Annotated in this window: 26 protein-coding genes; 14 read left to right on the forward strand and 12 right to left on the reverse strand. The window is 69.2% G+C overall.

Annotated features, from left to right (window positions below; genetic code table 11):
* The first annotated feature begins 61 nt into the window (after nucleotides 1-61).
* A complete protein-coding gene (locus BO221_RS01290; protein WP_073558505.1) occupies nucleotides 62-454 on the forward strand; it encodes a hypothetical protein in 393 nt (130 codons plus the stop codon).
* Between the two features lie 8 nt (nucleotides 455-462).
* On the opposite strand, the gene BO221_RS01295 is transcribed toward BO221_RS01290, so the two are convergent.
* The 4 genes from BO221_RS01295 to BO221_RS01310 all read right to left on the reverse strand — a co-directional run bounded on the left by BO221_RS01295 (nucleotide 463) and on the right by BO221_RS01310 (nucleotide 5,152).
* Nucleotides 463-1,206: a hypothetical protein gene (locus BO221_RS01295; protein WP_073559393.1), complete on the reverse strand. Its 744-nt coding sequence runs from the start codon at nucleotides 1,204-1,206 to the stop codon at nucleotides 463-465.
* A gap of 96 nt (nucleotides 1,207-1,302) precedes the next feature.
* Nucleotides 1,303-2,082, reverse strand: coding sequence for a hypothetical protein (locus tag BO221_RS01300; protein ID WP_143195204.1), 780 nt, complete (start codon nucleotides 2,080-2,082; stop codon nucleotides 1,303-1,305).
* Nucleotides 2,083-2,353: 271 nt separating this feature from the next.
* Entirely contained in the window at nucleotides 2,354-3,295 is a 942-nt protein-coding gene (locus BO221_RS01305) for a DUF2381 family protein (RefSeq protein WP_073558507.1), read from the reverse strand.
* A 90-nt stretch (nucleotides 3,296-3,385) separates the two neighbouring features.
* Nucleotides 3,386-5,152, reverse strand: a complete 1,767-nt coding sequence (locus BO221_RS01310; protein ID WP_143195205.1) for a serine/threonine-protein kinase — start codon at nucleotides 5,150-5,152, stop codon at nucleotides 3,386-3,388.
* A 169-nt stretch (nucleotides 5,153-5,321) separates the two neighbouring features.
* Between BO221_RS01310 and mbhE the strand changes: the two genes are divergently transcribed.
* Genes mbhE through mnhG form a run of 7 tightly spaced genes read left to right on the forward strand, consistent with a single transcriptional unit; the run spans nucleotide 5,322 to nucleotide 11,023 of the window.
* Complete coding sequence (gene mbhE / locus BO221_RS01315) at nucleotides 5,322-7,613, forward strand: hydrogen gas-evolving membrane-bound hydrogenase subunit E (protein WP_073558509.1); 2,292 nt, start codon at nucleotides 5,322-5,324, stop codon at nucleotides 7,611-7,613.
* On the forward strand, nucleotides 7,610-8,059 hold the full coding sequence (locus tag BO221_RS01320) for an MnhB domain-containing protein (RefSeq protein WP_073558510.1): 450 nt from the start codon (nucleotides 7,610-7,612) through the stop codon (nucleotides 8,057-8,059). The genes mbhE and BO221_RS01320 overlap by 4 nt, the downstream gene beginning before the upstream one ends.
* Before the next feature lies 1 nt (nucleotide 8,060).
* Nucleotides 8,061-8,429, forward strand: coding sequence for an NADH-quinone oxidoreductase subunit K (locus BO221_RS01325; RefSeq protein WP_073558511.1), 369 nt, complete (start codon nucleotides 8,061-8,063; stop codon nucleotides 8,427-8,429).
* Nucleotides 8,426-9,910 (forward strand): proton-conducting transporter membrane subunit, encoded by a 1,485-nt coding sequence (locus BO221_RS01330; protein ID WP_073558512.1) that lies wholly within the window; start codon nucleotides 8,426-8,428, stop codon nucleotides 9,908-9,910. Before BO221_RS01325 ends, BO221_RS01330 begins: the two co-directional genes overlap by 4 nt.
* Complete coding sequence (locus BO221_RS01335; protein ID WP_073558513.1) at nucleotides 9,907-10,380, forward strand: Na+/H+ antiporter subunit E; 474 nt, start codon at nucleotides 9,907-9,909, stop codon at nucleotides 10,378-10,380. The genes BO221_RS01330 and BO221_RS01335 overlap by 4 nt, the downstream gene beginning before the upstream one ends.
* Nucleotides 10,377-10,676 (forward strand): monovalent cation/H+ antiporter complex subunit F, encoded by a 300-nt coding sequence (locus BO221_RS01340; protein ID WP_073558514.1) that lies wholly within the window; start codon nucleotides 10,377-10,379, stop codon nucleotides 10,674-10,676. Before BO221_RS01335 ends, BO221_RS01340 begins: the two co-directional genes overlap by 4 nt.
* Nucleotides 10,673-11,023, forward strand: coding sequence for a monovalent cation/H(+) antiporter subunit G (gene mnhG / locus BO221_RS01345; RefSeq protein WP_073558515.1), 351 nt, complete (start codon nucleotides 10,673-10,675; stop codon nucleotides 11,021-11,023). Before BO221_RS01340 ends, mnhG begins: the two co-directional genes overlap by 4 nt.
* A gap of 164 nt (nucleotides 11,024-11,187) precedes the next feature.
* Here mnhG and BO221_RS01350 read toward each other — a convergent pair whose 3' ends face one another.
* A complete protein-coding gene (locus tag BO221_RS01350) occupies nucleotides 11,188-11,619 on the reverse strand; it encodes a CBS domain-containing protein (protein WP_073558516.1) in 432 nt (143 codons plus the stop codon).
* Between the two features lie 469 nt (nucleotides 11,620-12,088).
* Between BO221_RS01350 and BO221_RS57010 the strand changes: the two genes are divergently transcribed.
* Nucleotides 12,089-12,214: a hypothetical protein gene (locus BO221_RS57010; RefSeq protein ID WP_255408420.1), complete on the forward strand. Its 126-nt coding sequence runs from the start codon at nucleotides 12,089-12,091 to the stop codon at nucleotides 12,212-12,214.
* A 137-nt stretch (nucleotides 12,215-12,351) separates the two neighbouring features.
* Nucleotides 12,352-12,768: a nucleoside diphosphate kinase regulator gene (rnk, locus tag BO221_RS01355; RefSeq protein ID WP_073558517.1), complete on the forward strand. Its 417-nt coding sequence runs from the start codon at nucleotides 12,352-12,354 to the stop codon at nucleotides 12,766-12,768.
* Here rnk and BO221_RS01360 read toward each other — a convergent pair.
* Nucleotides 12,719-13,504 (reverse strand): TVP38/TMEM64 family protein, encoded by a 786-nt coding sequence (locus BO221_RS01360; RefSeq protein WP_073558518.1) that lies wholly within the window; start codon nucleotides 13,502-13,504, stop codon nucleotides 12,719-12,721. The genes rnk and BO221_RS01360 overlap by 50 nt on opposite strands.
* A gap of 78 nt (nucleotides 13,505-13,582) precedes the next feature.
* Nucleotides 13,583-14,269: a phospholipase D-like domain-containing protein gene (locus BO221_RS01365; protein WP_073558519.1), complete on the reverse strand. Its 687-nt coding sequence runs from the start codon at nucleotides 14,267-14,269 to the stop codon at nucleotides 13,583-13,585.
* Between the two features lie 97 nt (nucleotides 14,270-14,366).
* Here BO221_RS01365 and clpP point away from each other — a divergent pair, with 97 nt between their 5' ends.
* Together clpP and BO221_RS01375 are read left to right on the forward strand one after the other, a co-directional pair.
* Complete coding sequence (clpP, locus tag BO221_RS01370; RefSeq protein ID WP_073558520.1) at nucleotides 14,367-14,984, forward strand: ATP-dependent Clp endopeptidase proteolytic subunit ClpP; 618 nt, start codon at nucleotides 14,367-14,369, stop codon at nucleotides 14,982-14,984.
* A 227-nt stretch (nucleotides 14,985-15,211) separates the two neighbouring features.
* A complete protein-coding gene (locus BO221_RS01375) occupies nucleotides 15,212-15,484 on the forward strand; it encodes a hypothetical protein (RefSeq protein WP_083680626.1) in 273 nt (90 codons plus the stop codon).
* Here BO221_RS01375 and BO221_RS01380 read toward each other — a convergent pair whose 3' ends face one another.
* The 3 genes from BO221_RS01380 to BO221_RS01390 form a co-directional block, all read right to left on the reverse strand.
* Nucleotides 15,485-16,468, reverse strand: a complete 984-nt coding sequence (locus tag BO221_RS01380; protein WP_083680628.1) for an alpha/beta fold hydrolase — start codon at nucleotides 16,466-16,468, stop codon at nucleotides 15,485-15,487. It lies immediately after the preceding gene.
* Nucleotides 16,469-16,556: 88 nt separating this feature from the next.
* A complete protein-coding gene (locus BO221_RS01385; protein ID WP_073558523.1) occupies nucleotides 16,557-18,239 on the reverse strand; it encodes a bifunctional UDP-sugar hydrolase/5'-nucleotidase in 1,683 nt (560 codons plus the stop codon).
* Between the two features lie 41 nt (nucleotides 18,240-18,280).
* Nucleotides 18,281-19,468, reverse strand: coding sequence for an SRPBCC family protein (locus BO221_RS01390; protein ID WP_233165568.1), 1,188 nt, complete (start codon nucleotides 19,466-19,468; stop codon nucleotides 18,281-18,283).
* Between the two features lie 166 nt (nucleotides 19,469-19,634).
* On the opposite strand from BO221_RS01390, the gene BO221_RS01395 reads away from it, so the two are divergent.
* Nucleotides 19,635-19,937, forward strand: a complete 303-nt coding sequence (locus BO221_RS01395; protein ID WP_073558525.1) for a hypothetical protein — start codon at nucleotides 19,635-19,637, stop codon at nucleotides 19,935-19,937.
* A 39-nt stretch (nucleotides 19,938-19,976) separates the two neighbouring features.
* Complete coding sequence (gene lepB / locus BO221_RS01400; protein WP_073558526.1) at nucleotides 19,977-20,540, forward strand: signal peptidase I; 564 nt, start codon at nucleotides 19,977-19,979, stop codon at nucleotides 20,538-20,540.
* A 54-nt stretch (nucleotides 20,541-20,594) separates the two neighbouring features.
* Here the strand turns inward: lepB and BO221_RS01405 are convergent, their stop codons facing one another.
* The gene (locus tag BO221_RS01405; protein WP_073558527.1) at nucleotides 20,595-20,816 is read right to left on the reverse strand and encodes a hypothetical protein; all 222 of its coding nucleotides are present in this window, start codon (nucleotides 20,814-20,816) and stop codon (nucleotides 20,595-20,597) included.
* Nucleotides 20,817-20,963: 147 nt separating this feature from the next.
* Nucleotides 20,964-22,733 (reverse strand): long-chain fatty acid--CoA ligase, encoded by a 1,770-nt coding sequence (locus BO221_RS01410; protein ID WP_073558528.1) that lies wholly within the window; start codon nucleotides 22,731-22,733, stop codon nucleotides 20,964-20,966.
* Nucleotides 22,734-22,765: the final 32 nt, after the last annotated feature.

A 22,765-nucleotide genomic window follows, 5' to 3' on the forward strand; every position in this document is an offset into this window, starting at 1 on the left:
CCCGGCACGCGCACCGCCGTGGCCTATAGTGTTCCGTCCCTCCACGAAAGCGAGTCCCCCCATGAAGACGCAGAAGCTGTCCGTGTTCGCCGTTCTCGCCCTTGGTGTAGTCATCGCGGTCCTGGGTCCAGCCCCGTCACAGGCGAAGGCGCCTGCGGTCATCGACCCCATGGGCATGGTCCTGCCCAACACGCTGCCCAAGGTCATTTTCTACTTCCGGGCTCCGGCGGGCACGACACTCACGGGCTCCTTCATCGCCGAGGACGTGGGCAGTGCCGCACCGAAGAACTTCGTCATCGACTCCGCCACGGTGACGGCCGCGGACAAGATGGCGGCGACCTTCACGCTCGGGAAGCCCACCAGCGGCTGGCCGATTGGCCAGTACCGGCTCGAGGTGAAGCGCGGAAAGAAGCTCGTTCACGTCGAGCGCTTCATGATCATGGAAGTGAAGTAGCACGCCGCTCAGTGCTCGACGCGGCCCTTCTGGCTCTGCCGGTAGATGGGGAGCCGCATGGCGTGCAGGAAGCCGCGAGGACGGATGCCGAGCCCATCGCGGAAGGGGTTGAAGCGCAGGCGCGCCGGGTCCAACACCACCTCCTCGCGCAGGACGATGTCGGCGAGCGGGGTCCAGGTGCGGGGCAGCCCATGCTCCAGGGGGAGCACCTCGAAGGTGAGGAGGGCATTGCCGTCGTGCATGGCGTCGCGCAGCCGCGCCACCCGCGAGCCGTACCGCCGGGGGCCCCGCGCCGAGGTGAGCCGCAGCTTCGTCTTCCCGAGTCCCAGCACCGTGAAGGGCGCGATGCCGTAGTAGTCGTTCTGGAGCCAGTCGTGGACGCGGGTGGTGAGGAAGGCGGGGCCCAGCGTCCAGAGGTGGCGCAGGGTGGCGCAGAGGATGTCCTGGTCGCCGGGTGAGGCCTCCTCGGTGAGGCGTGTGTCGCGCCGGAAGCGCACCGAGGCCCCGAGGATGTCCGGCCACTCGCGTCCACCCCGCCAGCTGGCGGTGGAGAGCCGCACGAGTGCCGGGCCCGCGAGACGGCTGGCCACGGACAGGAAGGGCGGGTCGGTCCTCACGGGAACGACCTCGGCCTGGAGGCAGATGCCCTCGGCATGCACGGCACGCGCGTGGCGCAGCCCCGAGATGGCACGGAATTGTGGAGACAACAGGGCCCCCACCGTCTGCCCCACGGTTTCACCCAACAGTCCCATGTACACCTCCCCCAGCAGCACACGGTGGGGTGGGGTGGAGCGCTCGGCCAATCTCCGCCTCATGCTTGGACGGAGGGCGGGCGGGTGAGCTCGAACCTAGCGGGTGGCCTTCCCGATACAGAACCAGATGGTCCCCGCGGAAACACCGCCAGCCGCGGTCAGGCACGGGATGCAGCCGGCGCCCGCGGTGCCGGCGCAGATGGCTCCACACGCGATGCCGATCGATGCGACGACCCAGGAAGAGACACCGGCGCTGCTGAGGCAACTGTTGAACTTGCCGAAGCTGAAGCCCAGAGGTTGGGCCTCGGTGGAGCCGGGCTTTTGTTTCATGGCCACGGTCGCCATGGCGTTCGCGGCGGCCTTGGTATCGTTCTCGGTGATCTTCCGGTCGAGGACCTGCCGTCCGTCGAGCCAGATCCGGATCTGCCCCGTGGTAGCGGTGTGCTCGATGAGATGGATCTCGATGGTCTGGGTGAGCTGGCGGTTCGCGTCGAACACGTAGCCGACCACGCTTCCGGCCGTCATGTCGGTGATCGGCACACGGACCAGGGTGCCACCATCGTCCACTCGGTAGACCTGGGCCTTGGACACGTCCGCGGTGGCACCATCGGGCAGGTGCAGGGTGACCTTTCCGGACCGGTGCGTCGCCTCGGCCAGTTCGCGGGCGGCCACGGCCTCAGCCGATTTGGGTTCGACAACCTTGTCGGCGATCTGCGCGGAGTCCTCGAGAACCCGCTGGATCGATGCTTCGTCCACCGCCGGCTTCTTCTCCGCCGCCATGGCAGGCTGACCGCTGGCCATGAGGAGGGTGAGTCCGGTGAAGACGGCGAGAGCCCGGCTGCCCCAACGTGCTGCACGTCCTAGGTTCCAGCTCATCCCCCACTCCATGGCGCCCCTGTCCTTTCCGTGATGCGGTACCCCGGCTCGAGGCACCTTGCCGTGTCTCGCTCTTGATAACAGATGCCCCTGAGCAATTGCTTTCCGTGTAAGTCTTTGCGGGATGGTGCGGCCAGAATGACAAATCCTTCCGAGGGGTTGGATGTCATGCTCATCTCCAGCCAGAGAGCTGCATCGAGTCAATCCGTGACAAGAATCAAGGGGCCAGGCGCCTGCTGCAAAGCCATTCCAGGGAAGCGTCTTGGCCGAACTACGGGAAGGTCACACCGTCGAAGTGCTCGCTTCCGCTGCCTGCCTCCTGGCCCCACCACTTGAGGGTGAAGGTGCCGCGCGCGGCATCCTCCGGCATCTCCACCTCCACCCCGACGTTGCGCTGATTGCCTGGAGCAATGGGTTCCTGCGACCACACCCTCAGCACCTTCCACTCCTCTCCTTTCGGGCCTATCAGCACCGCCCCGCCGGGTGTCCATGGCGTGCTGCCGTGGTTTCGTAACTGCTGCGCCACGGCCAGCCGCACCACCTCGCGCTCGCCCTCCACTCGCCCGGTGTCCAGGCGGTAGCTGCGCCCCTTCACTGACTTGAGGGTGTTGTCCGGACGAGAGATGACATTCTTCGTGATGTTCTTGTCGGCGATGCCGCCCTCGTCCAGGAGTCCCTGGGCGAGGAGTCCCAGAACCCCCCGCGGCCCGCTGCACTCCGTCTCCAGGCGTGCCTTATCCTCTCGGCACTGCCGCGCTTCCGCCCTCGCCCGCTGCTCGCCTTCCCGCAAGGACTCGAGCGAGCGCGGCTGGCGTGTTACCACCACCTGCCGCGCGGCCTCGGATGCGTGCACCACCAGAAGGAAGCGGACGCTCGCCGGGGCCGCGCCATCCTCGAAGGTAACCGTCATCAGCACGCGCTCCCCTTGCGAGAGAGCCCACGTGGGCACGATGGCGAGCCCCGTCTCATTCTCCATCACCCGGAACCTCTCGCGTCCGGGCAGTTCCACGCGCCCCAGCTTCGCGTCGAAGAGGATGCTGGTGGAGAGCCCCGGGTGGATGCACACCGCGAGCGCCTCATCGGGCATGTCCGCTGTCAACTCCAGGAGGCGCGTGCCCATTTCACAGGCAGGCGACGCGGAGGGCGCGAAATCCTCCACGGGAGCGGCAAGCAATACGAATCGCAACAGGGCAGCCGAGGAGAGTACGGGCATGAGGAAGGTACCTCACATGGACAAGACCGGAGGAGTGGGGCTGTATCACACTTCCTGCTCGGTCATGTCCGTCCCGTCTTCTGGACGCTCCTACTTGAAGCGATCCACCACTCGCACCTCCACGACGGGGTCCACCATCATCTTCCCCGGTCCACTGCCGGGCTGGAGTTCGAGGCCGACGTTGCCATCCGTATCCAGCAACTCCAGGCACATCGGGTATCTCACCCCGAGGGGCGTGCGAGCCTCGGTGAAGCGGCCGTACACCCGCCCGTCCTTGACGTAGAGCCTTCCGAAGAGCCAGGTCTCGTCTGGAAGCGCGATCTTGTATCCCTTGCCCGAGTAGTCCGCTCCCGCCTCCCAGGCGCCCGCCACGCGGAGAGGCGTGTCCTCGTGCACGTGCACGGACCTGCCACGCACGTCGCTCCAGTCCATGCTCCTGCGTTCCCGGATGCGCAGGCCGAGCGTGTTCGTCATGGTCTCCACGGCTCCGGCGGGGCACTCCTGGGGCGGCGGAGGGGAGCGCTCGGACGGCACCTGCTGCGTGCCCAAGCAGGCCTGGAGGGCGGCGCCGGTGAGTCCAAGACACGCGGTTCGCACGGTGGCTCCCCGGCGCTTGGAGGTGGCTTCGGACTGGGGGCCAGACGTTTGCTGCTGCTTCACGGGGACACTGTCCTTTCGGAGCGCCAGCGGCGGGGCGGCGGCCGGGGGAGGAGGCGTCTCGACAGGAGGCGCGGCCACGGCTCGCACAGGTTCCGGCGTGTGCCCACCTGGCGCCACTTCCCGGCCAGAGCCGAGCCACCAGGCCCCCAGTGCCACCGCCAACCCCACGCCCACCGCCGCCAGCCCCCGGCTCCAGCGCTTCACCGGACGCCGCCGCTCCGGGTGCAGCACCTGCTTCCAGTCAACGTCCGTCCGGGCCCGCAGCTCCTCCAGCACTTCGTACAGCGCCACCGCGTCCGGGTAGCGCGCCTCGGGCGTCTTGGCCAGCAGTCGCAGGCACACCGCCTCCACCGCCAGGGGCACGCGAGGGTTGACGAGGTGTGGCGGCAACGGCTCGCGGTGCAGCACGGCCTCCACGTTCTCGCCTCCGTGCTCGGCGGGCCGGAAGGGGAAGCGGCCCGTCAGCAGCCGGTAGAGCACCACGCCCACCGCGTACAGGTCATCGCCCGGCCCGGCCCGGTAGTGCGCACCTGGCTCGCCCGCGTGCGCGCGGCCAAAGGCCCAGGCCTCGGGCGCGCGATAGGCCGGCGTGCCCGGAGGAAACATCCCCTTGGTCAGCGTGGGGTACGCCGGGTGGTAGCCCACCCCGAAGTCCACCAGCACCGCCTGCCCGGTGCTCTGGCCCACCAGGATGTTGGCCTCCTTCACGTCCCGGTGGATGACGCCCGCTTCGTGCGACACCGCCAGGGCGCGCGCCACCTCCAGTGCCCGGTCCATGACGTCGCCCAGGGTGCGCCCGGGTGCCATTCCCCATTCGTCCAGCGTAGGGCCCTCCACCAGCTCCAGCTTCACCCACAGGTAGCGCGGGTTCTCCAGGGGCCAGTGCCCCGCTCCCAACTGGCGCACGAGGTTGGGGTGGCGCAGGCGCATGCCCAGCGACATCTCGCGCCAGGCGCGCTCGGCACGCTCGGGGCCCTGGTCCAGCGGCAGCAGCTTGAGGGCGGACACGTAGCCGCTGGGGCTGCGCACCCGGTACACCGTGGCGAAGCCGCCGCTGCCCAGCACCCCCTCCACCACGTCTCCACCGATGAGGGTGCCCACGGGCAGTGGGGACGTGTCGTCGGGCGGATTCAGGGCGGCCGCCATGCCGGCAAGGATGGGGTGCTCGGGGCTGGGGGATGGCGAGTGTGTGGACACGCGGGGCCTACCTCGTAGGACCTCAACGTATCAGGTCGCCTGAAGATGAGGCCTGACGATTAACGGACACCCCTCTGGTACCCGCCTCGGGAAGACTGTCGCTCTTCGGCCAGACGCTCGCCTGGACGGTTGCCCGGTATGGGAGTGATTCCTATTTCACTCGTCCGCCATGGCCCTGCCCGTCCTTCTCCTCCTCGGCTTCGCCGCCGCCGCACTGGCGCCGGCCGTGGTCCGGGTGGGCCCGCGCGCCTCGGGGCTCGTGCTCGGGCTGGTTCCCCTGGGTCTCACCGTGGGGCTGGCCACGCTCGTGCCCGCTGCCCTCTCGGACACGCCGCCCACCTTCCACATGGACTGGGTGCCCGAGCTGGGCATTGCCTTCACCCTGCGCGCCGATGGACTGGCCCTCCTCATGGCCCTGCTCATCTCCGGGTTGGGCACCCTCATCGTCGTCTACGCGGGGGAGTACCTGAAGGAGCACCCCCGGTTGGGTGGCTTCCAGGGATGGCTGCTGCTCTTCATGGCCTCCATGCTGGGCCTCGTCCTCGCGGACAATGGCCTGCTCCTCTACGTCTTCTGGGAGCTCACCACCGTCAGCTCCTTCTTCCTCATCGGCTTCGAGAACGAGAAGGAGGAGGCGCGCCAGGCGGCCCTGCGCGCCCTGCTGGTGACGGTGCTCGGCGGCCAGGCACTGTTGCTGGGGTTGCTGCTCATGGGATGGGTGGCTGGGACGCTCACCCTCTCGGAGCTGCCCGCGGCCGCGCCCGCCCTGCGTGAGGGCCCCCTCTCCCTCGCCATCCTCCTGCTGGTGCTCGGCGGGGCCTTCACCAAGTCCGCCCAGGTGCCCTTCCACTTCTGGCTGCCCGGGGCGATGGCGGCCCCCACCCCGGCCAGTGCCTACCTGCACGCGGCCACCATGGTGAAGGCCGGTGTGTACCTGCTGGCGCGCCTCTCACCGGTGCTCGGCGGCACACCCACGTGGCAGGGGACGCTGGTGGCCGCGGGGCTGGTGACGATGGTAGCCGGGGCGCTGCTCTCCTTCGGCCAGACCGATATGAAGCGGGTGCTGGCCTACGCCACGGTGAGCGTGCTGGGCACGCTGGTGTTGCTGCTGGGGCTGGGAACGGCCGAGGCGGCCCAGGCGATGGTGGTGTACCTGGTGGCGCACGCCTTCTACAAAGGCAGCCTCTTCCTGGTGACGGGGATGGTGGACCACGGGACGGGCACGCGCGAGCTGCCGCGGCTGGGAGGGCTGGCTCGGGCCATGCCCTTCACCGGGAGCGCCGCGGGGCTGGCGGCGCTGTCCATGATGGGGCTGCCTCCTCTCTTCGGCTTCATTGGCAAGGAACTCGTCTACGAGTCCTCGCTGCACACGCCGGGCGGTTGGGGACTGGGGGCGGGCGTGGCGCTGGGATTCGTGCTGCTGGTGGGCACGGCGCTGCGCACCGGTGTGCGCCCCTTCCTGGGACCCCCGGGTGGGGAAGGGACGGTGCACGAGGCCGGTCCCGCCCTGTGGGTGCCCTCGTTGCTGCTGGCGGCTGGCGGGCTGGTGCTGGGACTGATGCCAGGTCTGGCGGAGCCATTGCTGGCCCGCGCCGCGAGCGACATCGCTGGCCCCGAGGGAGGACACCTGGCGCTCTCGTTGTGGCACGGGTTGACGCCCGCGCTGGGGCTGAGCGCCGCCAGCCTCGCACTCGGAGGGGCGGCCTTCGCGCTGCGTGAGCCGTTGCGGCGGGCACTCGGCGCGCTGCGCCTGGAGCGCTGGGGCGCCGAGCGCCTGTACCACCTGTCCGTCTCGGGGATGGTGCGGCTGGCGGATACCCAGACACGGGTGCTGCAGAACGGCTCGCTGCACCGCTACACCTTCGTCACGGTGGGCACGTTGGTGGTGCTGCTCGCCCTGCCCCTCGTCACCCGGGTCCGCGGGCTCCAGTTCCCGGAGGAGGAGCTGCGCTTCTATGAGGCGGTGCTGCTCGTCCTGCTGGTGCTCCCCGCCCTCGCGGCCGTCCGGACGCGCTCGGTGCTCACCGCCGTCATCTCGCTGGGCGTGGTGGGCCTGAGCGAGGCCCTGGTGTACGTGCTGCTGGGGGCGCCGGACCTGGCGCTGACGCAGGTGGTGGTGCAGACGCTCACCGTCATCCTCTTCGCACTCGTCTTCTCGCGCTTCCCGGTGCCAGCGCATCGGGAGCGGGACTCCCGCCTGTGGGACGCGGCCCTGTCGGTGGCGGCGGGAGGCGTCATCACCTGGGCCCTGATGAACATCACCGCCCAGCCCCGCCACACCGAGCTGGCCCGGACCTATGCCGCGCGCAGTGCCGGAGAGGCCCATGGGTTGAACATCGTCAACACCATCCTCGTGGATTTCCGGGCGCTCGACACGATGGGGGAGACCGCGGTGCTGGCCACCGCGGGACTCGGGGTGTACCTCCTCTTCCGGCGGCCCCGGCAAAGGAAACATGTATGAACCCGGTGGTGCTGCGCACGGTGGCGCGGATGATGACGCCCGTGCTGCTGCTGCTGTCCCTGGTGCTGACGGTGCGTGGGCACAACGCGCCGGGTGGGGGCTTCGTGGGCGGGCTGCTGGCGGCCTCCGCCTTCTTCCTCTACTTCATCGCCAGCGACGCGAGGACGGTGCAGCGGTTGGTGCGGGCCCATCCCGTCATCCTCATGGCGGTGGGGCTGCTGGTCATCTTGGGCAGCGGCACGCTTCCCATGCTGTTCGGCCGGCCCTTCCTCACCGGGCTGTGGACGCGGGTGTCGGGACCCTGGGGGAGTGAGATCGACCTGGGGACGCCGCTGCTCTTCGACCTGGGGGTGTACCTGGTGGTCTTCGGCACGACGCTCTCCTTCATGCTCTCCATGGAGAAGGGCAGCGAGGAAGAGGAAGACAACGAGAGGAGGGGAGCCTGACATGGAGACGGCGTTGGTGCTGGCCATCGGAGTGCTCTACTCGACCGCCATCTACTCCCTGCTGCGGCGCAGCGCGGTGCGGCTGGCGCTGGGTCTGGTGCTGCTCGGCAGTGCCACCAACCTGACGCTGTTCGTCACCAACCGGGTGACGCGGGCTCACGCCCCGCTGCTACCGCCGAGTGGCGTGCCGCCCCTGCACATGATGGCGGACCCGCTGCCCCAGGCCTTCGTCCTCACCGCCATCGTCATCAATTTCGGAATGCTGGCGCTGCTGCTGGTGCTGGTGCATCGCACCGACCAGGCCGTGGGCAGCGACGACATGGACGAGATGCGCACCGAGGTCCCTCCCTCCTCCCCGCACGGCGAATGAGCGCACTCCTCATCCTTCCCATCCTCCTGCCCCTGAGCGCCGCGGCGCTGTGTCTGTTGTTGCCACGGCGGGCCGGGCCGCGCCGCCTCCTGGCACTGGCCGCCACGTGCGGTCTCATGGGAGCGTCCGCGTGGTTGCTGTGGGATGTGTGGCACGCTGGCGTCCAGGCCCTGCGGGTGGGCAGCTGGGAGGCTCCCCTGGGCATCATCCTGGTGGCGGACCTGCTCGGCGCGTTGATGGTGTTGCTCTCGGCCGTGATGGCGGTGGCGGGAGTGGTGTACTCGGCGGGCTCGCTGGAGCCGCGGCAGGAGGCCGGGGCGCACTATCCGCTGGTGCTGGTCATGGTGGCCGGGGTGTGCGGCGGCTTTCTCACTGGAGATCTCTTCAACCTCTTCGTCTGGTTCGAGGTGATGCTCGTCGCCTCGTTCGTGCTGATGGCGCTGGATGCGGGCAGGGAGCGGCTGGAGGCCTGCCTCAAGTACGTGACGCTCAGCCTGCTGGGCTCGGCGCTCTTCCTCACCGCCCTGGCACTGCTCTACGGGCTGGCGGGGACGCTGAACCTGGCGGATCTCGCGCGGCGGCTGCCCAGGGCGGAGTACCCCGGGCTGGTGACGGTGACGGCCATGTTGCTGCTCATCGTCTTCGGGCTGAAGGCGGCCGCCTTTCCGCTCTTCTTCTGGTTGCCGGCCTCGTACCACAGGCCGCCGGTGGTGGTGACGACGCTCTTCTCCGCGTTGCTCACGAAGGTGGGCGTCTACGCCCTCTTCCGCACTCTCTCCCTGCTCTATCCGGGGGACACGGCCTTCACGCACCGGGTACTGCTGGTCATGGCGTTGCTCAGCATGGTGACGGGCGTGCTGGGCGCGGTGGCCCAGTACGACTTCCGCCGGCTGCTCTCCTTCCACATCATCAGCCAGATTGGCTACCTGCTGGTGGGACTGGGGCTGTTCTCCCGGGCTGCCCTGGCGGCGGCCATCGCGTATTGGGTGCACTACGTCTTCGCCAAGTCCGCGCTCTTCTTCGTCACCGGAGTGACCTGGAGGGTGACGGGCACGGATGACCTGGCCCGGATGGGAGGCCTGGCGCGGAGCCATCCGCTGGTGGCGGCGCTCTTCCTGGTGCCCGCGCTCTCGCTGGCGGGGATTCCTCCGCTCTCGGGCTTCTTCGCGAAGATGTCACTCATCCGCGCGGCGCTGCTGGGCGAGGCCTGGTGGGTAGCGGGAATCTCGGCGGCCGTGGGGCTGCTCACGCTGTACTCGATGATGAAGGTGTGGCGTGAGGCCTTCTGGAAACCTCCGCTCGAGGAGGCGCGGGGAAGCGCGGGCCCGGCGGCGCTGCTGGGGCCCTGTGTGGCGCTGGCGCTGTTGATGGTGGTGTTGGGCCTGGGGGCCCGTCCCCTGTTCGTGCTGGCGGATGCCGCGGCGGAGCAGTTGTTGAATCCGAGCGCCTACATCCAGGCCTCGCTGGAGGGGGGCGCATGAGCACCTTCCTGTGGAATCTCGTGCTGGCCTTCCTGTGGGCCGTCATGCTGGATGACATCTCCCCCACCAACCTGGCCATCGGCTTCGGGGTGGGATTGCTCCTGCTGGGCTTCTCCACCTCGCAGCACGGCGCCTCCCCGTATGCCATGAAGTTGCTGTACGTGGGGCACCTGCTGGCGCTCATCTTCTGGAACGTGCTCTCCGCCAACTGGCGGCTCGCCCACGAGATCGTGACCCCGGGCGTGAACAACCAGCCGGCCATCTACGCCTACGAGATGGAAGCCCGCACGGACATGGAGGTGACGTTGCTGGCGCTCATCGTCAGCTTCGCGCCGGGCACGTTGGGGCTGGAGGTCTCGCCGGACGGGCGGCTGATCTACGTGCACGTGATGTTCACCACCACCCGGGAGCGGTTCACCCGGGACATTCGGGAGCACGTCGAGCGCCCCCTGCTCAAGGTGCTGCGATGAGCGCCTGGTTCGAAATGCTCCTGCGAGGCGTGTTGGTGACCCTGGGGGTGTCGGCGGTGTTCTCGCTCTACCGGTTGGTTCGCGGGCCGTCGCTCCCGGACCGGGTCGTGGCGATGGACCTCATCTCCCTCCAATTCGTGGGAGCCATCGCCGCGTATGCGGTGCTCATCGATGTGCCGGGCCTGCTGAACGTGGCCATGGTGCTGGCCATCATCAGCTCGCTGAGCACCATCGCCATCGCCCGCTATCTCTTCACGGCTGACACCGGGGACGGTGGAGAAGAGGAGGAGTCATGAGGGAATACATCACCGCGTTCTTCCTGGTGTTCGGCACGTTGGGGATGTTGCTGGCGGGCTTGGGCATGGTGCGGCTGCCGGACCTCTTCATGCGCATGCAGGCGACGGCCAAGGCCGCGACCATTGGACTGGGCGGGCTGCTCGGCGGGGCGATGGTGGCGATGTGGAGCCGCAACGTCGTGGCGCTGGTGCTGCTCACCCTCATCTTCACCTTCGCCATCATCCCCGTCGCCGCACAGCTCATCGCCCGGGCCGCGTTCCGCATGGGCGTCCCGCTGTGGGAACGGACCCGGGAGAACGATCTGATCCGCAAGAAGCCCTCCCGGTCGCGTCCCTTCATCGACTGAGCCAGCCGAAGTAAGTCCGTTCAGGGGTCTGTCCTCAGCTCGAAAGCAGGAGGGTCCCCTCCGGGCCCGGTCTCGCCAGACTTGTCCAACTGTTGGACAAGTTCGTGAAGAGCGCGCCCGGAAGGCGGACTCACTCACCCCTGAACGGACTTTGTTCCGGTGGCTTAGGGGGCCTCCGCGTCCTGATGAGGCGGATGTTGCGGACCGAGCTCGGAGGCCCGCCCGGTGGTATCGACCCTCGCCAGTTCAAGAGGGGAGACGAGGCCCACCGCGCGCATGTCCCCGTCGACGACGATGGCCCGCCGCGCTCCCGCGTGAATCAGCCGCCGCGCCAGTTCCGTCACCGCCTCGCCCTCGTGGGTGAGGATGAAGTCGTGGCTCACGACGTCCCCCACTCCATGGATGGGGTACCCCTGAGCCCACGCCTCGGCGCCCAGCACCAGCGCCCGCATCGTCACGAGGCCGTGAATGTCCTGCCCGTCCCACACGACGACGAGTGGGCACCGGGACTGCCTCATCCGCGCCACCGCCTCGCGGAAGCTCGTCTCTGGCCTGACGACGGCTACACCTCGCGCCATCACGTCTCGTACCCACATGACAACCTCCTTCCTTTGTTGAAGTCCGGTTCGGGCTCATCCGGCGGTGCACGGCCTCATGGCTCGCGTGTGCGCTCCGCGCGGGACGGGCCGGGACGACTCAGGCCCGTGGGCGCACGGAAGAGCGGGGGGAGGGTGTGCCGGACGAGGACTCTTCCTCGCTCAACACCGCTGGCGCCTCTATGAGAGAGGGGCCGCGGTGCGTAGGAGGAGCCAGGCCGCGGCCCTGTGCAGCACGCACGAGCGCCGGCACGGCCCTGCCCGGGACGTCTCATTCATGGCGGGGGCTGGCGGTGGCAACGTGCGCATCTCGTCCATCCAGGTTCATGACGATGCTCGACCTGCATCGTCCCATGGGCCAACCCCTACGCCGGCGGGATTGTTCCTCCGTCTCCAGGGGGAGCCACCGGCCGTTGCACCAGGAAAACGAGTCGTTATAGTCGCATTGGAACCCCGGGTGACCGCACGCATGAAGCCCCTCTGCCCAGCTCCGACGAAGGCCGGTACGCGCTGGGCCGTGGTGCGCCGAATCCTGCTCGCCCATGGCCGGGCCACTGCCTGGCTGGGGCACCACGCCGCTCGCCCCCAGCTGTAATCCCCGGCGCGCGGCGTTCCGCTCCCCTCTGAAGACGGCCTGTATCCGCTCCGGGGACGCCCCTGTCTCGAGCGCCGTCGCCATTCCCCACTGACCCCGGCCGCGAGCGCGGCCACTTCCGAAGGAGGACCCCTTCCATGAGCCAGGAGCGACGCATCATTCTCACGGAGGCCGACCTCGAGCGGCTCCATCGCCTCGTCGAGCAGCACTCCGGTGGGCACAACGCCGGGCTGGCCGAGATGTTGGAGCAGGAGCTGGATCGGGCCCACGTGACGAGCCGCCAGGATGTCCCCCCCGGCGTGGTGACGATGAACAGCGTCGTCATCTACGAGGACGAGGAGACGGGCGCGCACCGGAAGGTCACCCTCTGTTACCCGTGGGATGCTCGCAGCGACGAGGGCCGCATCTCCGTGCTCGCGCCCATCGGAAGTGCCCTCATCGGCCTGTCCGTGGGCCAGTCCATCGCATGGCCCCTCCCGGGCGGGCGCACCAAGACGCTTCGTGTCATCTCCGTGCTCTATCAACCGGAGGCGGCGGGAGACCTGCACCTCTGACCCCTCGCGGGAGGCCCCAGCGCATCGGGGCCTCTCTCTCGGGGGTGACGTGGGCATCGGTGATGAGCAGCTCCCGCATCAGCCGGCGCCCCAGGGCGAGTCCCAGCAGCAGGCTGACCAGCATTCCGCAGGCGGACACCACCGTCGTCCACGTCTTCCCCTGTCCCAGCGCGCTTCCGAAGAGTGCCGTCAGCACCGTCCCCGGCGTGGTGCCCAGGAGCGCGCCGAGCGCCAGGGGCCAGAAGCGGGCGCCGGAGGCGGAAGCCGTCGCGAGCAGCACATCCGCCGGAATCACCGAGTTGATACAGGCGAGGAACCCGAGCTGGAAGCTGTGCCTCCGCGCCACGTGCTGGAGGGCCGTATGCTTGTGGCCCACGAGCCGCTTCATCGGCTTGTGCCCGAGCCGGCTGGCCAGGAGGTGGATGAGGCCGGTGGCCAGCACACTGCCGACGAGGGCGTAGACGGCCCCATGCGCCATCCCGAAGAGGAGTCCTCCCACCGCGGTGAAGAACTGCCCCGGCAGGAGCGTCACCGGCCGGAGCGCCAGCAGCAGGATGAAGACGAGGGGCGCCAGGTGCCCGAGGGGGCGCAGCCACTCGGAAAGTTGGCGCTGATCGAGGTACTGGGGCCCCAGCAGCCGAAGGGTCACCAGGAGCCCGACGGAGAAGCAGAGGGGAACGAAGAGCTTGAGCACGGCGCTCAGCCCTCCCCTCCCGGAGCGGGGGAGCGCGGACATGCCGCTAAGCTGTGGCGCTCCCGGAGGGAGGGCAACGAACCCGCCACGCGGCCTCGGCTGGGGGGCGGGCAGGGGCTTTCACTCCAATGCCGTCCAGAGGTCGTCGAAGGCCCGGCAGAAGGGGAGCACCAGCCGGGGGTCGTCCGACACGAGCACGTTCTCCTGGTTCTCGTTCGCGGCCGAGCGCGTCCAGTTGTAGCTGCCGGTCAGCAACCGCACCCGGTCGAACACGGCGAACTTGTGGTGCATGTGGGCCTCCGTCCGGTCCACCCGCACGGGCACTCCCTCATGCCGCAACCGGTGGATGTCCGAGCCCGGGTCCATCGCCTTGTCCCCATCCGAGAGCACCCGTACCCGCACACCCCGCTGGTGTGCCTCCAGCAGCGCCCGGGTGATGCGGTCGTCCGTGATGGTGAAGACGCACACGTCCGCGCTGCCCCGCGCCTCGCCGATGAGCCGCACGATGGCCCTCAAGGGCGCCTCCCCGGGACTGAAGTGCGCCTCCATCCGGCTCGCCTCCCGCAGCTCGCGCGAGGGCTGCAGGGCCTTCACCGTGTCTTCCAGCCAACCAATCACCTCGCGGGCCCGGGGGTCGCTCACCGAGTCGCGCGCCAGCTCGAAGGCCCTCGAGCGGAAGAGGGCCAGGACCGCCTCGCCGGCCTTCCGGTCGTCCAGGACGGCCTGGAGCGCCTGCTTCTCCGTGCGGGTCAGGGTCCGGTCTTCCAGCGTGGCGGCGAGGATGGCGTCGATGTCGGAGGCGTTCATGGGGTTACGCTCGGTAGGGGCCCCGAGCGTAACCTGGAGCACGGTCTGAAAGAACGGACGGGCGCCCGGCGGGAAGGCGGATTAGTGTTGGAGGGCCATGAACATCCCCTTCGTCATCGAGACCACCCACCGGGGCGAGCGCGCATACGACCTGTACAGCCGGCTCCTCAAGGACCGCATCGTCATGCTCGGCACGCCGGTGACCGATGAAGTGGCGAACATCATCGTCGCCCAGCTCCTCTTCCTCGAGTCCGAGGACCCCGACAAGGGAATCAACCTCTACATCAACTCTCCCGGAGGCTCGGTGACGGCGGGCCTGGCCATCTATGACACGATGCAGTACGTCAAGTGTCCGGTGTCCACCATCTGCATCGGCCAGGCGGCCTCGATGGGCGCCCTGCTGCTGCTCGCCGGGGCACCGGGCAAGCGTTACGCCCTGCCCAACGCCCGCATCATGATCCACCAGCCGCTCGGCGGCGCCCAGGGTCAGGCCTCGGACATCGACATCCAGGCCAAGGAAATCCTCCGCCTGCGTGCCTACATCAACGGCCTCATCGTGAAGCACACGGGCCACACCGTCGAGCGCATCGAGAAGGACACCGAGCGCGACTACTTCATGAGCGCCGAGGAGGCCCGGCAGTACGGCATCCTCGACGAGGTGGTGACCAAGCAGGTGCTCTCGCCCGCGATCAACACCAACAAGGACAAGCTCTAGCCGGACGCCGCGGACGGCAGGTGCAATGGCTGCGGCCCGGTATTCCCCGGGCCGCAACGCTTGCGTGCCGGGCGCCGGAGCTCTCGTCGCGTCGCGAGGGAGCCCCCTTTGGCACGGGCCGTGCTCACCTTTGGACTGTCATGGTCCCTTTCCGCCCCGCCATTGCCCTCGTTCTCTCCTCGGCCCTCCTCGGCATCGGTTGCGTCGGACCGACCCAGGAAGGCCGGATGCGTCCGGAGAGTCCCAACAGCGTGCAGAATGAGCTCGGTTACACCGACGTCATCCGGTACGGCCAGGAGTACGCCGCCACCTCCGGCTATGACGTCCTGGAGATCACCGAGGCCGTGGAGACGCGCCCCAACTACTGGCGCATCCGCTTCGGTCTGGCCCCCCGGGGCTCGGGCAGGGTGCTGGATGTCGAGTTCGACGAGGCCCAGCGCAAGGTCATCGGCGCCACCGAGGTGGCGGGGGCCGCCGGTCGCGGGCCCCTGGGTCCGTGACTACGGCAAGGACGACAGGAACTGGTTCACGTCGTAGGCGAAGCGCTCCGACTCCTCCAGGTAGGGGTAGTGCGCGCTCTGCTCGTACTCGAGGAACGTGGCGTGGGGCAGTGACTTCGCCAGCGCCTGCATGCTCTCCAGGCCGATGGAGTGGTCGTACCGGCCTCCGATGACGAGCGCTGGCGCGGTGACGCGCGCGGCGGACGAGAAGCGGTAGCGCAGCAGCTCCGTGGAGAACAGGGCGCGTGACATCTCGCCCGTGTTGCGCAGGCCGCTCTCCGCGTCCACCGCCTCCTGCATCTGCTGGTACATGGGGGCGCGGAACTGGAGCTGGTGGAAGAAGGCCTGCGCGTCCACGTTCCGCAGCACCCGCATCACCTGCGCGTAGTCCGAGGTGTCTCCCGAGGCGCTCGCCGGGGTGGTCATCTTCCCGGGGTGGAGGCGCTCGAGCTCGCGCTTCCAGCTGGCGAAGGTGCTCGCCGAGTCGGAGAAGCCGTTCACCACCACCAGGCCCGCCACGCGCTCGGGGTGGCGCGCCGCGTACTCCAGCGCGAGCGTCCCGCCGAAGGAGTGGCTCAGCAGCACCCAGCGCTCCACGCCCAGCTCCTGGCGCAGCGCCTCCAGGTCCGCCACCATCACCTCCAGCGAGTAGCGCCCATCCCACGGACGCTCGGAGCGGCCACAGCCGCGCTGGTCCAGGTACACCATGCGCCGGTCCTTCTCCAGGTGCGGCCCCATCAGCCGGGCGAAGCTGTAGCTGTTGTGCCCGGGGCCTCCGTGCAGGAAGAGCACCGGGGCGCGCCCGGCCGGACTCTCTCCGGCGATGCGGTAGTACAGCCGTACCCCGTTGATGATGCGCTGGTGTTCGCCCGAGGCCGTGGCGGGCCCGGGGTGGGAATCGGCGCGGGGTGCGTGGTGCGCACAGGCGGTCACCAGGGCGCACAGGACAGCACAAACAAGGAATCCAAGACGCGAGGAACGCATGCCTCCTATGTGGTGTCTCCCGCCCGGGGTTGCCTCTGCCCCGAGCGGGAAATGTCCACGGTTGCCCGGCTCGAGTGTCGGCTGGAGGCTATTCCGCCCGGAGGATGCGGTTCGTCTCGGGCGGGGGCAGGGGCGAGCGGTCCTTCAGCCACGCTTCCATGGCGTCCACGTCCACCGGGCCGCCGCGCCGATCCGTGCCCTCGGTGAACACGCGGAAGCTGTCTCCACCGTTGGCCAGGAAGCCGTTCACCGTCACGCGGTAGGGGCCCGCGGGGTCCACGGGTGCCCCATTGAGCCGGATGCTGGCCGGGTCCACCTTCTGGCCCACCGGCGCCGAGGCCTTCCACGTGTAGCTGAAGCCCTGGGACGGCTGGAGGAGGCGCACGAGGCTGCCCTCCCACTGCTGCTCCAGCAGGGTGTGCAGCTGCGCGCCGGTGAGCGTCATCGTCACCAGGGCGTTGCCGAAGGGCTGCACGCTGAAGGCCTCGCCATAGGTGATGTCGCCCGCGTCGATCTCCGCCCGGATGCCGCCCGGGTTGATGAAGGCCACCTGCGCCCCGGCGTCCCGCGTGGCGGCGAGGTGCGAGTCGGCGATGGCATTGCCCAGGGTGGACTCGCCCGAGGGCCACCGCTTGGAGTTCGGCTGCTGGAGCGGTGCCGTCACCCGGCCGAGGACGCGGTCGCGCCGGGGCGCGGACAGGCTGTCATAGCGCTCGATGAGCGCCTGCACCTCGGGGACACCCTCGGCGTCGCGGGTGACGGGGATGTTGCGCGCGGTGCTCTCCACCACGTCCCCGGTGGCCGCATCCAGCACCAGGTTCATGGCCGTGATGAGCCGCCCGTAGGAGGCCGCGCTGGTGACGCGCTTGCCGGCGATGACGCAGTTGTAGGCCTGGTGGGTGTGGCCGGTGATGACGGCGTCCACCTCCGCGTCCAGCCGCTGGACGATGTCCACGATGGGCCCGGAGACGCCCTCGCATCCATCATAGGTGCCCTTCTGGACGCCGCCCTCGTGCAGCACCACCAGGAGGGTTCTCACGCCCTGCTTCCTCAGCTCGGGCACCAGGGCGTTGACGGTGTCGGCCTCGTCGCGGAACTGGAAGCCCTGGATGCCGGCGGCGTTGACGATCTCCGGCGTGCCCTCGAGCGTCATGCCGATGACGGCCACCTTCACGCCCTCGAACTCGCGCACGGCGTAGGGCGGGAAGAGGGTGGTGCCCTGGCCGTCCACCACGTTGGCGGAGAGGAACTGGAACTTCGCGCCCTCGAAGGGCGTGCCGTCCTGGCAGCCGTCCACCGGGTGGCAGCCGCCGGTCTGCATGCGCCGCAGCTCGGTGGTGCCCTCGTCGAACTCGTGGTTGCCCACGGCGTTGATGTCCAGGCCCGCCAGGTTCATCGCCTCGATGGTGGGCTCGTCGTGGAAGAGCGCGGAGGTGAGCGGGCTGGCGCCGATGAGGTCTCCCGCGGACACCACGAGGGTGTTCTTCGGCGCGAGGGCGCGCAGCTGGGCGAGGTGGCGGGCGAGGTAGCTCGCGCCGCCGGCCTTCACCCGGAGGGGGCTGCCATCGGGGTTGCTGCCCGTGCGCAGCTCTCCCGAGCCCCCCTCGGGGGGCGCGAGGTGGCCGTGGAAGTCATTGATGGCCAGCACCTGGAGGGACACCGTGCGGGGGCGGGTGTCCGCGAGGGTGCTGCCGCCGTGGGCGCAGGACAGCATCAGCGAGGCGGTGAGCAGCAGGGGCGGGAGGCGTCGGGGGGAGGGGGAGAAGCGCATGGGGGCCTCTCTCTACACAACCCGATGCCTCGGGGTCATCCTCAGTGGATGGGCCGGGGTCCGGTCCGCTCCGGCGCCGAGGGGGACATCTGCTCGCGCGGGGTCTTGCCCGTCTCGATGAGCGACTTGAGCCGCGTCAGGTCGTCATCCATCTGCTTCTTGGGGTCGGCACCCAGCAACCGGGCGAAGACGTGGCCCAGCGCGCCCACGGGCGGGTGGTAGGACATGCGGATGTCCAGCCGCGTGGAGCGTCCTTCGTGGCACGGCGCGAAGTGGATGATGCCGGCGTGCTCCACCGTGGAGCCGTCCACGCTCTTCCAGGCGAGCACCTGGTGGGGGATGAGCCGGGTGATGATGGCATCCCACTCGAAGACGGTGCCGGCCGGGCCCCTCACCCGCCAGTGCGAGCGGTCCTCACCGCTGGTGCGCACCTCCTCCACGTGGCTCATGAAGCGCGGGAAGTTCTCCATGGCCCGCCAGAAGCCGAACACCTCCTTCACCGGGGCGTGGACGATGATGTTCTTGTGCACGTCGATGGCCAGCCGCCGGCCGCCCATGCCGGTGAGGTGGGTGAGCGCGATGTTGGTGATGCTGCGCAGGGTGATGAGCGAGCCGAGGAGGGCGGAGCCCAGGCCGCCCATGCCGCCGCGCTGGAGGCCCCACGTCAGCAGGCTCGCGGCCCCGAGCCCCGCCATGAAGCGCGCCGCGGGGGACCAGTTGCACTGGAGGAACTCGGGCCGGTCTCCGGGCCGGATGGTGCCGCCCTGGAGCTCCGGATGGCTGCCCGGTTGCTGGAACACCTGGAGGTTGTCCGTCACATCCAGGACACCGCGCACGTGCGCGATGCGCGAGAGGATCCTCGGGTACTCGGCCGCGAGCACGACGCCGTCGAGCTGGACCCGGCCCTGGTGGACGTCCACCTGGATGGCGTGGGTGTGCGAGCACACGCGGCCGAGCGCCGAGCGGATGCGCGCCTCGATGGTCCGATCGTCCACCTCCTCACGGCGCATCCGTCCCATCGTCTCGAAGACGAAGCCGCGCGCACGGTGGGCGATGTCACGCACCACCACGCCGGCGGCCTCCTCGGTCTCGTGCATGGCGTGAAGGGCCTTGTCGTGCACCACGGCCCGGCGGCGCCGGCCACTGCGCGGGTCCGTCAGGTACATGAGCCCCGCGCCCAACCCCATTCCGCCCACGAGCGACCCCAGAACTCCCATCGGAACTCTCATCTCCCGCCCTCCTTGGAACTCCAGTGGCTCCAACGTGGGGCTGCCGGGCATACGCGACAGCAAGCAGGCGAGGGGTTCCCTCCCTGGCCGTCTCATACCTGTACCCACCTGGATGAGCAGATTGGTGACGCTGGACGCTTGGTCCAGTCACAACCGAGGGGGACACATGCCCGAGAAGACGCCGACGACGCCTGGAGCACCGACGAAGGAGCCGGAGCCGCAGATGCCTCCGCGGAGGGACCCGGGGCCCACGCCGGAGCCGGAAATCGAGCCGCCCACCCGGAGGCACCAGCCGGAGATCGATCCGCCCACGCGTCAGCCGCCGGAGATCGAACCGCCTTCCCGGCGTGAGCCGCCCATGGAGGAGCCGGGACGCCAGGCCGAGCCAGAGCTCAATCCGCCGGGCATCCACGAAGCGCCGGACCCCAGGCAGCAGCCGATGGGCTCGCCTCCCGACGTCATCGCGTGAGTGCCGCCGCCGCCGCGCGCTGGCGGTAGACTCCGGCGCGTGGACGAGGCCGCTGGCCAGAGAGAGGGAAAGCACCGCGCCAGGAGCCGGCCGTGGAGTGGGCTCGTCCTGGCCGCGGTGGCCCTGCTGCTGGCGGTGCTGGTGCGCCGCTTCGTGGCGGAGCCCCGGCTGATCATCTCGGACTCCATGGAGCCGGCCCTGACGTATGGGGATCGGCTGCTCATGGACAAGGTGTCCTACCGGCTGCACCCACCGCGCGCCGGGGACATCGTCGTCTTCGCGCCGGTTGCCGAGGCGGACAGGCGGGGCGCGCTCCGGGTGGATGCCCACATCAAGCGCGTCATTGCTCTACCGGGACAGGTGGTGCAGGTGCACGAGGGCCAGGTGCTCATCGACGGGCAGCCGCTGCGCGAGCCCTACGTGGCCGAGCCGCCCGCGTACGAGTGGGGACCCGCGCGAGTGCCCGAGGACATGCTCTTCGTGTTGGGGGACAACCGCAACGCCAGCGCGGACTCCCACGTCTGGGGATTCCTGCCGCAGCGCAACGTGCTCGGAAGGGTGGGGCTGAGATTCTGGCCGCCCGGACGTGCCGGGGGGCTCTGACGCGGGCTCGCGGAGACGGCATGGACACCGGCTCCGCGGGAGGTGGATCGGCGGCTAGCAGCTCTCGCTGCAGTAGCCCTCGCAGGAGTAGAGCCGGTCCTCACACCGCGTCTGGCAGAGGGTGTCGCTGCCACAGCTGGTCATGCACCGGTTGTAGGCGGGCATACAGGACGAGCAGCACGGCATGGCCGCCGTCTCCTCGACACCGGTGGTCGCACCCAGCACGCCACCCACCGCCACCGCGAAGCCAAACAGCGCGATCTTCAGAGCCTTCATGTGGTTTCCACCCCTGTCGAGGAACACGCAACGGCAGTCATTGCCATCGCGCGCCCAATACCTACCAAGAAAGGCGAGGTATGACAATCATTCAAATCCGGTATACACGGATTTGATGGGGATGGATTGATCCAGCTGGGAGCCGTGTCAGTCACCTCCGCCCGCGCGCTCGAAGAGCTGTGCGATGACCTGGGCGTAGTGCTCACCGACGACGTGGCGCCGCACCTTGAGCGAGGGCGTCAGCTCATTGCGCTCGATGGTGAAGTCCTGGGGGAGGATGGCGAATTTGCGGATGGACTCCGCGCGCGACACCGAGCGGTTGGCGGCCTCGATGGCCTGGCCCACCTCGGTGCGCAGCGCCGGGTCCTCCAGCAGCGACTCCAGGGGCTGGCCCTCCTTGCCATTCTTCCGCGCCCACAGCTTGAAGGCGCCAGGGTCGAGTGTGACGAGCGCCGCCACGAAAGGCTTGCCCTCGCCCACCACCATGGCCTGGCTGACCAGGGGGTGCTCGCGGATGCGGTCCTCCAGGGGCCCCGGCGCCACGTTCTTCCCGGCGGCGGTGACGAGGATCTCCTTCTTGCGGCCCGTGATGCGCAGGAAGCCCTGCTCGTCCAGGCTCCCGATGTCTCCCGTCTGCAGCCACCCGTCGGAGGTGAAGGCTCGCCTGGTGGCCTCCTCGTTATGCCAGTAGCCCTGGAAGACTTGAGGGCCCTTCACGAGGATCTCGCCGTCCTCCGCGATGCGCACGTTGGTGCCGGGCAGCGGACGGCCCACGGTGCCGATGCGCGAGGCCTGGTCGGAGTTGATGGTCAGCACCGGGCTCGTCTCGGTCATGCCGTAGCCCTCGAGCACCTTCACGCCCATGCCGTTGTAGAAGTGGTTGAGCCGCTCCGGCAGGGGCCCGCCGCCCGACACGACGAAGCGCAACTGGCCGCCGAGCACCGAGCGCAGCGTGCGGTACACGAGCCGCTCGAACACCGCGTGTTGCAGCCGCGCCACGAGCGAGACGCCGCCCGTGGACTGCTCGCGCGAGTACCGGATGGCCGCGTCCGCGGCGAGGGTGAATACCCGTCCGCGTCCCGCCTGCTCGGCCTTCTGCTGGGCTGTCTGGAAGACCTTCTCCAGGACGCGGGGCACCGTGCCGAACCAGGTGGGGCGCACCAGGGCCAGCTCCTCGGTCAGTCTGCCGGGGCTGGTGGCGAAGGCCACCGCGTTGCCGCGCTCCACGGACGCCAGGAAGAGGATTTTCGCCAGCGCGTGGGCCAGCGGGAGGAACAGGATGGTCCGGTCCTCGGGCGTGATGATGTTGCCCGCGTAGTCCAGCACCTGCTGGGCGTTCATCCGGATGTTTCCGTGCGTGAGCTCGCAGCCCCGGGGCCGCCCGGTGGTGCCCGAGGTATAGATGAGGGTGGCGAGGTTGCTCGTCTTCAGCCCTGAGAGCCGCTCGTCGAGCCGGGCCTCGTCGGCCTCGTCTCCGCGCTGCTGGAGGTGCTCGAGCGCCGCCTGGTCGATGACGAAGGTGTGGCGGCAGCCCGGGAGCCGGTCCGCGGCCTGCCGGTAGTGGGCGTGCAGGGCATCGGTCTCGAAGAAGGCCACCACCGCCCCGCTGTCCGAGAGGATCCACTCCACCTGCTCGGCGGAGGAGGTCTCGTAGATGGGCACCGTGGTGGCACCGGCGGCCAGGATGGCGTAGTCGAGCAGCACCCACTCGACGCGCGTCTTCGACATCAGGGCGATGCGCTGGCCCGGCTCGATGCCCAGGGCGATCAACCCCCGGGCGAGCCGGCGCACCGTGCGCACGATGTCCGCGGCGGTGAGGGGCTCGAAGGTGTCTCCCACGCGGCGCGAGAACAGTGTCTTGCCGGGCGTCTTGCGAGCGTGCTCCAGGAGGGGTTGGAGCAGGTGTGCGTCACTCATAGGGCGCCCACCATAGTGCCGGGCGCCGGGAT

The sequence above is a fragment of the Archangium sp. Cb G35 genome (assembly GCF_001896145.1).
Classification (GTDB): domain Bacteria; phylum Myxococcota; class Myxococcia; order Myxococcales; family Myxococcaceae; genus Archangium; species Archangium violaceum.